The 12,013-nt window shown below is 66.3% G+C and carries 10 protein-coding genes and 1 pseudogene; 6 read left to right on the top strand and 5 right to left on the bottom strand.

Features of this window, described 5'->3' with window-relative positions; all coding sequences use genetic code 11:
* The first annotated feature begins 87 nt into the window (after positions 1-87).
* Positions 88-1,431: a methyl-accepting chemotaxis protein gene (locus QP164_RS18065; protein ID WP_132738232.1), complete on the top strand. Its 1,344-nt coding sequence runs from the start codon at positions 88-90 to the stop codon at positions 1,429-1,431.
* Between the two features lie 41 nt (positions 1,432-1,472).
* Positions 1,473-2,858, top strand: a complete 1,386-nt coding sequence (locus QP164_RS18060; RefSeq protein WP_435368374.1) for a methyl-accepting chemotaxis protein — start codon at positions 1,473-1,475, stop codon at positions 2,856-2,858.
* Positions 2,859-2,879: 21 nt separating this feature from the next.
* Here QP164_RS18060 and QP164_RS18055 read toward each other — a convergent pair whose 3' ends face one another.
* Positions 2,880-3,974, bottom strand: a complete 1,095-nt coding sequence (locus tag QP164_RS18055) for a GNAT family N-acetyltransferase (RefSeq protein WP_333924010.1) — start codon at positions 3,972-3,974, stop codon at positions 2,880-2,882.
* A 92-nt stretch (positions 3,975-4,066) separates the two neighbouring features.
* Between QP164_RS18055 and QP164_RS18050 the strand changes: the two genes are divergently transcribed.
* Both QP164_RS18050 and QP164_RS18045 read left to right on the top strand, forming a co-directional pair.
* Positions 4,067-4,525: a DUF2721 domain-containing protein gene (locus QP164_RS18050; RefSeq protein WP_132737485.1), complete on the top strand. Its 459-nt coding sequence runs from the start codon at positions 4,067-4,069 to the stop codon at positions 4,523-4,525.
* A complete protein-coding gene (locus QP164_RS18045; RefSeq protein ID WP_333924009.1) occupies positions 4,522-4,911 on the top strand; it encodes a DUF4345 domain-containing protein in 390 nt (129 codons plus the stop codon). Before QP164_RS18050 ends, QP164_RS18045 begins: the two co-directional genes overlap by 4 nt.
* 169 nt (positions 4,912-5,080) lie before the next feature.
* On the opposite strand, the gene QP164_RS18040 is transcribed toward QP164_RS18045, so the two are convergent.
* On the bottom strand, positions 5,081-6,661 hold the full coding sequence (locus tag QP164_RS18040; RefSeq protein WP_333924008.1) for an amidase: 1,581 nt from the start codon (positions 6,659-6,661) through the stop codon (positions 5,081-5,083).
* Between the two features lie 119 nt (positions 6,662-6,780).
* On the opposite strand from QP164_RS18040, the gene QP164_RS18035 reads away from it, so the two are divergent.
* Positions 6,781-7,956, top strand: coding sequence for an MBL fold metallo-hydrolase (locus QP164_RS18035; RefSeq protein WP_333924302.1), 1,176 nt, complete (start codon positions 6,781-6,783; stop codon positions 7,954-7,956).
* Positions 7,957-8,229: 273 nt separating this feature from the next.
* Here the strand turns inward: QP164_RS18035 and QP164_RS18030 are convergent, their stop codons facing one another.
* The 3 genes from QP164_RS18030 to QP164_RS18020 form a co-directional block, all read right to left on the bottom strand.
* The gene (locus tag QP164_RS18030) at positions 8,230-8,352 is read right to left on the bottom strand and encodes a hypothetical protein (RefSeq protein WP_333924301.1); all 123 of its coding nucleotides are present in this window, start codon (positions 8,350-8,352) and stop codon (positions 8,230-8,232) included.
* A complete protein-coding gene (locus tag QP164_RS18025; protein ID WP_333924007.1) occupies positions 8,303-8,617 on the bottom strand; it encodes a hypothetical protein in 315 nt (104 codons plus the stop codon). Before QP164_RS18025 ends, QP164_RS18030 begins: the two co-directional genes overlap by 50 nt.
* 151 nt (positions 8,618-8,768) lie before the next feature.
* Positions 8,769-9,599 (bottom strand): ferredoxin--NADP reductase, encoded by an 831-nt coding sequence (locus tag QP164_RS18020; RefSeq protein WP_056065556.1) that lies wholly within the window; start codon positions 9,597-9,599, stop codon positions 8,769-8,771.
* A gap of 166 nt (positions 9,600-9,765) precedes the next feature.
* Between QP164_RS18020 and uvrB the strand changes: the two are divergent.
* Positions 9,766-11,996: pseudogene (gene uvrB, locus QP164_RS18015) on the top strand (excinuclease ABC subunit UvrB).
* Positions 11,997-12,013: the final 17 nt, after the last annotated feature.

Genomic DNA, 12,013 nt, shown 5'->3' with positions numbered 1-12,013 from the left:
CCCATCCCTAACCCGCTCTTAAGATATGCCGTGTAGCGCTGGACCGGTATTCCCGATCCGGAGCCCAGCATCTTGACCACCACCGACCTGCCGGTACCCGGCGCGATTGCCGCTTCCGTCGACCTGGCAGCCCGGCTGCGGGCGTTCGACTTCGACGGATCGCTGGCTGGCGCGAGTCGGGAAGTCTGGGCCGCGCTCGCTCCCGAAATCACGCACGTCTCGAAGGCGTATTGGGAGCAATGGCTGCGCTGTTTCTCCGACGAGCGGATCTGGGCGGCGCACGAAACCGAGCGGATGATCGAGGTCGGCTGCACGTTCCTGCGCAATCGCTTCCTCGAGACGAGCGGTCGCGCCTGGGTCGAGTCGGTCGAACGCTCGGTCGCCGCCGCTTATGTTGCGGACGTCTCGCCGATGGCGCTGCTGTCGATGATCAGCGCGAGCGACCGTGCCGCGCTCGAAGTCTTGATGCGCCGGGTCGACCGGTCCGATGCCAAGCTGCCGGTCTATATCGACACGCTGATGCGGCTGTCGGCGCTCGAAGGCGAGATCACCGTCGCGATCTACAACGCATACCGGACGCACTCCGCGCAGAACGCACGCGATACGCTGGCGGCCGAGTTCCGCGACGGCATCGCGGCGATGGTCGAGACCGCGACCGACGAAGGCCATATGCTCCGCGAACAGGCGATGCGCAGCTCGGCGTCGACCCGCGCGGTGCTGGGCAAGGCGAGCGAAGTCGCCGCCGCCGCCGAGCAATCCGCAGTCGCCATGCGCGAAGCCGCACAGACCGCCGCCGGGCTGATCCGCGCGATCGAGGATGCGCGGACCGAGGTCGAGGCTGCGGCCGAGATCGCCAATCGTGCGTCGGTGCAGGCTGGCCAGGCGGTCGGCATGTCCGAGACACTCAGCGATCACGCGAAGTCGATCGAGTCGATCCTCGGGCTGATCCGCGACATCGCCGGGCAGACCAACCTGCTCGCACTGAACGCGACGATCGAGGCCGCACGCGCCGGCGATGCGGGCCGCGGATTCGCGGTCGTGGCGCAGGAGGTGAAGAGCCTCGCCAACCAGACCGCACGCGCAACCGACGATATCGCCGCGAAGATTGCCGCGATCCAGTCGGCGACGCGCTCGACGGTCGAGACCAACGCCTCGATCAAGTCGACCGTGGCCGAGGTGCAGGAGAGCGCCGACCGGATCCGCTATGCGATGGAGGCACAGGCGCAGACCGTGACCGCGATCACCGCCGCGGTCGACGAGACCGCGCTGGCGGCGGATTCGATGTCGACCACGATCGCCGCGATCCGCGAGGATACCGAGACGGTCGCGACCGAGATCGACGGCGTCGGCCGCGGCTTCGACGTGCTCGACTCGCGGCTTGGCAATCTCAAGAACAGCGCCGGGGATTTCGTCGCGAAGGTCGCTGCATAAAGGACCCTCAGGAGGGGGCGATGATCGAACACCAGGAGAGGATGGCCTTTGCGGCCGGCGAGACCAAGACCCGGAACCCGGTGCGCAACTGGGGCGGCGATCAACGGCCGCTACGCGAGCGCGTGCATGATTACGACTGGGACGGGCTGATCGAACCCGCCTGCGCGACGCTCAGCGCGTTGCTAGAACCGGCCGATCGTCGCCGGATCGCCGAGACGTTCTGGCGGCACTATCTCTCGCTCGAGTCGGCACGGCACCTTCAGCGGCATTTCACCCCCGAACTGCTCGATCAGCGGATCGCCCTGAGCACCGAATATGTCGGCCTGAAATACGGTGCCCCCAACGACGATGCGTGGAAGGCGATGGCGATCAGTCATGCAGAGAATTCGCATCGCTCGGGCGTCCCCCTGCCCGCGCTGCTGTCATCGCTGGCATTTGCGCACAGCGTGACGCTCAACCTGCTCGCGGATCGGCTCGGCGGGGACCTGTCGGCGATGCGGACGCTGAGCGACGTGGTCCAGCGGCTCGCGCTGATCGAGGCGGATATCATGGCGTCGCATCTCGGCGCGAGCGATGCGGAGGCGGCACGGGTCGAACGCCAGACGCGCGCGACCGATTTTCGCAGCAGCATTGCCGCATCGATCGAGGATACCGCGGCGCTGGGCGCGCGGATTCGCGTGCAGGCGGCGGGGGCGTCGGCCTCGACCCGCGGAATGCTCGGTCGGGCAAGCGAGGTCGCGGCGGCGGCGGAACAGTCCGCGGTGGCAATGCGCGAGGCGGCATACACCACCGCCGGGCTGATCCGCGCGATCGAGGATGCGCGCGGTGAAGTTGAGGCCGCAGGCAAGATCGCCGACCGCGCCTCCGCCCAGACCGGCGAGGCAGTCGGCGTATCGGAGGCGCTAAGCGAACATGCCAAGTCGATCGAATCGATCCTCGGGCTGATCCGCACCATCGCCGGGCAGACCAATCTGCTGGCGCTGAACGCGACGATCGAGGCGGCGCGCGCGGGCGACGCCGGGCGCGGCTTCGCGGTGGTGGCGCAGGAGGTGAAATCGCTCGCCAACCAGACCGCGCGCGCGACCGACGACATCGCCGCGAAGATCGCCGCAATCCAGTCGGCGACCGCGGCGACGGTCGCGACCAACGCCGAGATCAAGTCGACCGTCGCCGAGGTCCAGCGCAGCGCCGCGCGGATCCGTCACGCGATGGAGTCTCAGGCGCAGACCGTCAGCGCGATCACCGCCGCAGTCGACGAAACCGCGCTGGCGGCGGATTCGATGTCGCACACCATCGCCACGATCCGCGAGGATACCGAGGCGGTAGCCTCCGAGATCGACCAGCTCGGCCACGCGTTCGGCGAAGTCGATGATCAGCTGGGGGTGCTGCGGGGTGCGGCGGACGGGTTCTCGGCGAGCGTGGCATGAGCCGCTCGGAGACACTGTTCGTCACCCGCGGCTCTGGCCGCTCCTGCGCCATAACCAGCCGAGCAGGCGGCCCGCCAGCGCCGGCAGTCCTGGGCGGAACAGCAGCCAGTCGCGGATCGGTGCGTCGACCGTCGCGCCGATGACCTGCTTATAGCCACTATCGCCTGCGCCCCAATCGACCCGGCGGATCCCCCGCGCCTGGGCCGCGACCAGATTGCGCCAGTAGAGCAGCTTGCCCGGCGAATGCTTCGCGAAATGCGGGTCGTAGCTGTTGGCGATCGCGTACAGGAGTTCGCCGGTATCGATATCGAACGAGAAGGCGGCAGGCGCACCGTCGACCGTCAGCAGCGCGGCGCGGAACATGCCCGCAAGCACCGGGTCGGCGACCGCGGCCTGCCAGAAGGCGAGATGACCGTCAGCGGTGAACTTCATGCCGGTGCGATCGGTAGCGTGCGCGATCCAGCTCGCCTGCTCGACCGCGCCGAGGTCGGCGAATGCGGCGGGCCAGTCCGCACCCGAGAGGAAGCGCCAGTCCGGCGTGCCATGCTCGGCGAGGTGCTTTTCGTGGAAGCGGTTCTTGCGCAGCGTCGAGGTGCGAGGCCAGGGCTCACCTTCGCGCGCACGTGGCAGGTCGAGCGACCAGTTATCGCCGATCGCGCGATCGACCGTCGTCCAGCCTTGCGCGCGGGCGGTGGCGATCAACGCGGCGGCGGCGGGGTCGGTGTCGTAGACCGGGCCGATCCTGATGCCGTTGACGTGGCGCGCTAGGGTCGACAGCGCGGCCTTTAGCGCAGGTTCACCGGCTTCGAGCGCGAGGCCGAAGCTGCGGAACGGCCAGTAGCAGCCGGGGATCGCCGCGATCCGGAGTAGGCGTGGCCCCAACGGCACGAACGGCAGCGTCAGCACCGGCACGTCGTCCTGCTCGACCACCAGGGTCTTGGCTTGGCCACCATAAGCAGCGAGCGCGGCGGCGTACCAGCCGAAGCGGAGGAAACGGTGGCTCTGCGCGCCCCGCTCCGCGACGGTGTCGATCGCGGCGGCCAGCCCCTCGACCACATCGGCGCGGACAGTGGGCGGTAGCCGGACGAAGTCGGCCAGGAGCATCGGCTTGGACATTGCCCGCTAGATACCGCGCAGAAGGTTACGATTGCATGCTCTTTTGCAATCGCCCCTTTTGCATTCGGCCATTCCCCATCATGGTGACGGTCATGCCGACGATCCCCGCCATTTCGACGATCGCCCAGACGATCCAGCTCTCGCTCGCGCCGGTGTTCATGCTCGCCGGCATCGGTCAGTTGCTCAACGTTCTGGCCGGACGCCTGTCGCGGGTGATCGACCGGGCGCGCAAACTGGAACTGCTGCACGGCAGCATCGCCGGACCCGACCATCATCGCTACGTCTGGGAACTGCGCCTGCTCGACCGCCGGATGACGATCATCAACGCCGCGCTGTTCCTGGCGGTGTCGAGCGCGATCATGACGTGCGTGTTGATCGCGCTGCTGTTCATCGCCGAACTGGCGAAGCTGCATTTCGGCACGGCGGTGGCCTTGTGCTTCATCCTGGCGATGATCCTGCTGATCGCAGCACTCGTCTCGTTCATCGTCGAGGTGCGGATCTCGCTGCGCGCGTTCCGGATTCGGCCCGAACTGCTGAAAGACCTGTCGTGATCGAGAAGCGCATCCTGCAGGCGGTCGTGGCAGTCGCGTGCCTGTTGCCACTGATCGTCGGCGGCCAGGGCGTGCTGCACGGCCCCGCGCCGTTCGGGCATCTCGCCGAGGTGCCACGCGATCTGGACAGCCATTTCCGGTATATCTCGGGGATCTTCTTCGCGACCGGATTGGGGTTTCTAAGCTGCATCCCCGATATCGAGCGCAAGGGGCCGCGATTCCGGCTGCTCGGCGGGCTGATCTTCGTCGGCGGCGTATCGCGGGGGATCTCGCTGCTGGCGGTCGGCGTACCGTCGCAAGGACACGTACTCGGGCTGGGTATGGAGACGGTGGTCGTGCCGTTGCTGATGCTCTGGCAGTGGAATTTCGCGAAGCGGGCGGGCTGACCCCTTTTCCCCGGCCCCTCGACACGCACAGTCCCCCACCCGTCATCCTGACGAAAGTCAGGATCCAGAGCCATTGGCGCCACGCTCTTTGCTCTGGGTCCTGACTTTCGTCAGGATGACGGCAGGTGTGGGAGGTCGTCCTGTTTCACCCAGCACGCCAATCACCCGGTCAGCGAGCAGCGTCCAAACCGGGGCCTATGTCGGCAGTCGGCAGATACCGTGGCGCCACGCGAGCCTTCGCTCTTTGCTCGTACGCATAGCCCGCGCCCAGCACCGCCGCGTCGCCGTACTTCGTCGCGATGAACGACAACCCAACCGGCAGACCACGGACCAACCCCATCGGCACCGTCAGGTTCGGATACCCCGCGATCGCCGGCAACCCGCTCGAACTCGGCCCGCCGTACTGATCGCCGTACACCGGTTCGCTCAGCCACGCCGGGCCATAGGTCGGCTCGACCAGGACGCTCGCGCCCGCCGTCTTGAGCATCGCATCGATCCCCTCGGCACCCGCCAGTCGCAACGATTTCGCGCGCGCCGCCTTGTACGCGGGATCGCCCAACCCCTTGGTCTTCGCCGCAGCCTCGAACGTCTCCTGCGCGAAGAACGGCATTTCGGCGCCTGCGTTGGCGGTGTTGAACGCGATGACCTGATCGAGCGTCCGCGTACGGACCGCGCCCGGCGTGGTCGCGAGATACGTGTCGAGATCGGCTTTCAACTCGGTCTGGAGCACCAGCAGTTCCGCCTCGCCAAGACCATCGAGCTTGGGCTGCTTGACCTCGACCAGCACCGCGCCCGCAGCCTTCATCACATCAAGCGAGGCCTGGTATTTCGCGGCAAGGTCCGCGGTCATCTCCGGCCGGATCACGCCGACGCGCAGGCCCGACAGCGCGCTGGTCGACAGCTCGGCCGCATAGTCGCGCTTGTAAGCCCCTGCCCCCGCGGTCGCGGCATCGGCAAGATCAACCGCAATCATCGCCGAGAACATCGTCGCGACATCACGCACGCTTCGCGCCATCGGCCCCGGCGTATCCTGGCTGTGGCTGATCGGTACGACATGCGTGCGGCTGACGAGGCCCAACGTCGGCTTCAACCCGACCAGTCCGTTGAGCGACGACGGACACACCACCGAGCCATCGGTCTCCGTGCCGATCGCCGCCGCCGCGAAGCTCGCCGCGATCGCCGCGCCCGAGCCACTCGACGAACCACACGCGGTACGGTCGAGCGCGTAGGGGTTCTTGACCAAGCCGCCGACCGCACTCCAGCCGCTCATCGACCGGGTCGATCGGATGTTCGCCCATTCGCTGAGGTTGGTCTTCCCCAGGATCACCGCCCCCGCGGCGCGGAGTTGCGCGACCACGGGCGCGTCGCGACGGGTCATGTTATCCTTCAGCGCGAGGCTGCCGGCCGTCGTCGGCATAGCGTCGGCAGTCTCGACATTGTCCTTGATCAGCACCGGCACGCCGTGGAGCGGCCCACGGATGCGCCCGGCCTTGCGTTCTGCGTCGAGCGCCTTTGCCTGCGCCAGCGCGTCGGGGTTGAGCGCGATAACGGCGCGGAGAGTAGGGCCCTTGCGGTCCATCGCCGCGATCCGCGCGAGATAGGTGCGGACGAGGTCGACGCTGCTCGCCTTGCCGGACGTCATAGCCGCCTGGAGCTGATCGATCGACTGTTCCTCGACCGCGACGGCCTTGGCGCTCGCGACGGCTGGAATGGCGGTTGCGAGCAATAGCCCGATGATAAACTTACGCATTTTGCGAATCCCCTTTGGCGCGAGGCTATCGGGGTTGCGCATCCACGCCAAGCGGTCTGAACGATGCTCGACACGATGCGTTACGGATCGGCAACGGATAGGGGAATGGCGTGCGTCTCGTGTTGAAGATCGTCGGGGGCATCGTGCTGCTGGCGGTCGTGGTCGTCGCGCTGGCGGTGACGATCGTGCCGCGCTTTCTCGACCGCATCTACTACCGCGGACCGGTCAGCGCCCATTTCGACGGTACGCGCTTCGTCAATCCCGACAACGACGCCGACACGCAGCAGATCCAGCCCGCGGGTGCCGGCAACGGTGGGGGTCGCGCGGGCTTCTTCTGGCGCTATTTCACCGGCAGCGATGGGCGGCCTGCGTGGCCGAAATCGGTCGCAGTGAACCGCATCGCGCCGCCCGCGCGCGTCGAGGGCGAGCGGATGGTCGTGACGTGGGTCGGCCATGCGAGCGTGCTGATCCAGACGCAGGGGCTCAACATCCTCACCGATCCGGTCTGGGCGGAGAAGGCCGGGCCGCTGGGCACGGGGCCGAATCGTGTCACCGAGCCGGGCATCGCGTTCGATGCGCTGCCCAGGATCGACCTCGTGCTGGTCAGCCACAATCATTACGATCATCTCGACAAGGCGACGCTGCAAAGGCTGTGGCAGCGCGACCGGCCGCGGATCGTCACGAGTTTGGGCAACGACAGCGTGATCGGCCAGACCGGCGCGCAGGCTATCGCGCTCGACTGGGGGCAGCGGGTAGCGATCAAGCCCGGCGTCGCGGTCACCGTGACGCGCAACCATCATTGGGGCAGCCGCTGGTTCACCGATCGCAATCGCGCGCTGTGGTCGAGCTTCGTCGTGACGCTGCCGGGCGGGAACGTATTTTTCGCGGGCGATACCGGGATGGGCGACGGCCAATGGCCGGTCGAGGCCGCGGCGCTGGGGCCGATCCGGCTGGCGCTGATCCCGATCGGCGCGTTCCGGTTCGTCGACGGGCAAATGGAGTCGGGCAGCCATATCGGGCCGGTCGATGCGGTCGAGGTGTATCGCCGGCTCGGCGCAGCGCACGCGATCCCGATTCACTGGGGGACGTTCCGCCTGTCGTTCGAGGGGTATGATACGCCGCCGAAACTGCTGGCGGCGGCGATGCGGTGCACGGGGCAGACTGGGTTCGCGCCGGTTGCGATTGGACGGCCGGTGGAAGTTGGGGCGTATGTGAAGCCTGCGGCGGTAACGCCGATGGCTCGGGCGGCTTTGCTTGAATGCCTCGATACGCCACAGGTTCGCGCGCTCCGCTAAATTCTCCGTCACCCCGGAGCTGTTCGGCGGGTATCCCCTTCGAGCAAGTAAGCGTGTTTCCCCGCAAAGGCGGGGACCCAGACTGGGCTCCCGCCTTCGCGGGAGAACAAGGATAGACAAGAGTAACGTCGGCCCCAGATCCGACCACCCCGGCGAAGGCCGGGGCCCAATTGGGGAAGGCTGTTGATGGTGGACAGCTCTTCGTTACTGCCACCTTTCCAATTGGGCCCCGGCCTTCGCCGGGGTAGTATTTTCCTCAATCGCGCCCGTCCCTCACCCCATCTTGAACACGCAGAGCTTGTTGCCGTCCGGATCGCGAAAATACGCGCCATAGAAGCCCATCTCCTCAGGCCCGCGCGTGCCGGCACCACCTTCGTCCGCGCCGCCGAGTTCGATCGCCTTGGCGTAGACCTGGTCGACCTGCTCGCGCGAGATCCGCCGCTAGCGCGACCATCGTGCCGTTGCCCGCGGTCGCGGCTGCGCCGTCATAGGGCTTGCCGATCACCAGCATCGGCTTGTCGGGGCCCGCGCCGTAGAAGGTCAACTGGCGCGCGTCGGGCATTTGCATCAGGCGCTTGCCGCCGACCGTCGCGAACAGCGCATCGTAGAACGCCAGTGCGGCGTCGATATCGTTGGTGCCGAGCGTCGCGTAACCGATCATGGGTCTCTCCTCTTATGATTGAGAAGCGATATCGGCGGGTCATGCCGCGAACACAACCGTTCCCCCGCGAAGGCGGGGTCCAGACCCGCACTCTCCCGGCGTTCGACGGGGAAGTAATCCCTGGACCCCGCTTTCGCGGAGGAACAGTAGGTCAGCCAACGAACGCGCGCTCGATGACGAACGTACCCGGCTTCGAATTCGCGCCCTCCTCGAAGCCCTGCGCCTCGAGCATCACCGCGAATTCCTTGATCATCTCGGTCGAACCGCACAGCATCGCGCGATCGGTCTCGGGGTTGAGCTTCTGCTCACCGCGGACCGGGTGGCCGAACAGCGACGCATCCTCGATCAGCGCCCCGATCCGCCGCGTGGTGCGGAACGGCTCGCGCGTCACGGTCGGGATGTAATGAAACTGCGTCTGCGCCTCGTCGGCGATCAGCGGGTCCTCTGCCAGCAGCCCGACCATCTCGTCGTGATAGGCGAGATCGCTCACGCGCCGCACGCTGTGCACGACGATCACCTGCTCATATGCTGCATAAACGTCGGGATCGCGCATCAGGCTGAGGAACGGCGCGAGGCCGGTGCCGGTCGAGAACATGAACAACCGCTTCCCCGGCAGCAGCGCGTCGAGCACCAGCGTGCCGGTCGGCTTCTTGCCGAGATACACTTCGTCGCCGGGCTGGATCAGCTGAAGCTTCGAGGTCAGCGGGCCGTCCTCGACCTTGATCGACAGGAACTCGAGCTCTTCCGAATAATGCGGGGACGCGATCGAATAGGCACGCATGATCGGCTTGCCGCCTTCCTGCGGAAGACCGATCATCACGAACTCGCCCGAGCGGAAGCGGAAGGTCGAGGGCCGCTCGATCGCAAAGCTGAACAGATGTTCGTTCCAGTGACGCACCCACAGCACCTTGGCGTTGAGGAACGCGGGGGTCTCGGGGATCAGCGCGGGCGCGCGGGTTGCTTCGACGGTCGGGGCGGTCATGCGTCTATTCCTTGGCCTACGCGCGGGCGCTGGCGGATCGATGGCTTGCGAAACGGTCGCATTATGGGCGTGAGCCGGACGGGTCAACAACAGCTAAACTTGGCATCGCCCAAACAGGTCCCGTGGCCGTTGCCGACTCAGGCCATGTTCCCCATATTCCCCCTCGATGGCCATTCAGATCCGCACCAGCCTCGCCGAGCCCGAAACCGGCGAAAGCTTCGTCCCGCACCGCCCCACCGCGCGCCCGAACAAGGTGGAGGGGGCAAGGCGTTCAACCTCGTCAGCGAGTACGAACCCGCGGGCGACCAGCCCACCGCGATCGCCGAACTCGTCTCCGCGATCGGCGACGGCGAGAAGGATCAGGTGCTGCTCGGCGTCACCGGCTCGGGCAAGACCTTTACGATGGCCAGCGTCATCAACCGCGTCCAGCGGCCCGCGCTGATCCTCGCGCCGAACAAGATCCTCGCGGCACAGCTGTACGGCGAGATGAAGTCGTTCTTCCCCGACAACGCGGTCGAATATTTCGTTAGCTATTACGATTACTACCAGCCCGAAGCGTATGTCGCGCGCTCCGACACGTACATCGAGAAGGAATCGTCGACCAACGAGTCGATCGACCGGATGCGGCATTCGGCAACCCGCGCGCTGCTCGAACGCGACGACGTGATCATCGTCGCGTCGGTGTCGTGCCTGTACGGCATCGGCTCGGTCGAGACCTATTCGGCGATGATCTTCGACCTGAAGAAGGGCACGACGGTCGACCAGCGCGAGATCGTGCGCAAGCTCGTCGCGCTGCAGTACAAGCGCAACGACGCGGCGTTCCAGCGCGGCAATTTCCGCGTGAAGGGCGACACGCTCGAAATCTTCCCGTCGCATTACGAGGACAGTGCGTGGCGCATCTCGTTCTTTGGCGACGATATCGAGGAGATCATCGAGTTCGATCCGCTGACCGGCAAGAAGGTCGCGTCGCTGAACTCGGTGCGCGTCTATGCGAACTCGCATTACGTGACGCCCGGCCCGACGCTCAAGCAGGCGGGCGAGGCGATCAAGCACGAGCTCGCCGAGCGGCTGAAGGAACTGGTGCTGGAGGGCAAGCTGCTGGAGGCGCAGCGGCTCGAGCAGCGCACCAACTTCGACCTGGAGATGATCGCCGCGACGGGCTCCTGCGCGGGAATCGAGAATTACAGCCGCTTCCTGACCGGCCGCATGCCGGGCGAGCCGCCGCCCACTTTGTTCGAATATCTCCCCGACAACGCGCTGCTGTTCGTCGACGAGAGCCACGTCACGATCGGCCAGATCAACGGCATGTCGCGCGGCGATCACCGCCGTAAACTGACGCTCGCCGAATACGGCTTCCGCCTGCCGTCGGCGATCGATAACCGCCCGCTGCGCTTCAACGAATGGGACGCGATGCGCCCGCCGACGACCTATGTCTCGGCGACCCCCGGCAGTTGGGAGATGGAACAGACCGGCGGCGTGTTCGCCGAGCAGGTCATCCGCCCGACCGGGCTGATCGATCCGCCCGTCGAGATCAAACCGGTCGAAGAACAGGTCCAGGACCTGATCGTCGAAGTCGGCAAAACGACCGCGCTTGGCTATCGCACCCTAGTCACCACCCTGACCAAGCGGATGGCCGAAGACCTGACCGAATACATGCACGAAGCGGGCATAAAAGTCCGCTACATGCACAGCGACGTCGAGACGCTGGAACGCATCGAACTTATCAGAGATCTCCGTCTCGGCGTCTACGACGTCCTCATCGGCATCAACCTGCTGCGCGAGGGGCTCGACATTCCCGAATGCGGGCTGGTCGCGATCCTCGATGCGGACAAGGAGGGCTTCCTGCGCTCCGAGACCTCACTGATCCAGACGATCGGCCGCGCGGCGCGCAACGTCGACGGTCGCGTGATCCTGTACGCCGATCGCGTAACCGGATCGATGGAGCGCGCGATGAACGAGACGTCGCGCCGCCGCGAGAAGCAGGTCGCGTACAACACCGAACACGGCATCACCCCGACGACGATCCGCCGCAACATCGGCGACATCATCGCGCATGTCGCGAGCCAGGATCAGGTGACGATCCCGATCGACGAGGACCGCCCGCATATGGTCGGCCACAACCTGCGCGCGTATATCGAGGACCTCGAGAAGCAGATGCGCAAGGCGGCGAGCGATCTGGAGTTCGAGACCGCCGGGCGACTGCGCGACGAAATCCGCCAGCTGGAGAACGAGGAACTGGGCCTGCCGGTCGACCAGCAGAAGGCGCCGGTCATGGGGCGGTCGAACGAGGGCAAGCCGGGCACGCGAAAGACACGCTACGGCAAGAGCCAGAAGATGCGGATGGGGGCTCGCGGTCGCGGTAGCCCTTGCGTGCTTACTGTTGCCGCTGGACACTAATGGATCGCCTATGCCTA

Origin of the sequence: Sphingomonas sp. LR59, from assembly GCF_036855945.1 — a bacterium.
In the GTDB taxonomy this organism is placed as follows: Bacteria; Pseudomonadota; Alphaproteobacteria; order Sphingomonadales; family Sphingomonadaceae; genus Sphingomonas.
The sequence above is the reverse complement of the archived record's forward strand: the minus strand, read 5'-3'. Positions and strand labels throughout refer to the sequence as shown.

Bases quoted from the DNA above. Each gene is read 5' to 3' on its own strand.
- QP164_RS18060 (WP_435368374.1), top strand. From the start codon at position 1,473: ATGGCCTTTGCGGCCGGCGAGACCAAGACCCGGAACCCGGTGCGCAAC.
- QP164_RS18020 (WP_056065556.1), bottom strand. From the start codon at position 9,599: ATGACCGCCCCGACCGTCGAAGCAACCCGCGCGCCCGCGCTGATCCCC.
- QP164_RS18040 (WP_333924008.1), bottom strand. From the start codon at position 6,661: ATGCGTAAGTTTATCATCGGGCTATTGCTCGCAACCGCCATTCCAGCC.
- QP164_RS18050 (WP_132737485.1), top strand. From the start codon at position 4,067: ATGCCGACGATCCCCGCCATTTCGACGATCGCCCAGACGATCCAGCTC.
- QP164_RS18055 (WP_333924010.1), bottom strand. From the start codon at position 3,974: ATGTCCAAGCCGATGCTCCTGGCCGACTTCGTCCGGCTACCGCCCACT.
- QP164_RS18025 (WP_333924007.1), bottom strand. From the start codon at position 8,617: ATGATCGGTTACGCGACGCTCGGCACCAACGATATCGACGCCGCACTG.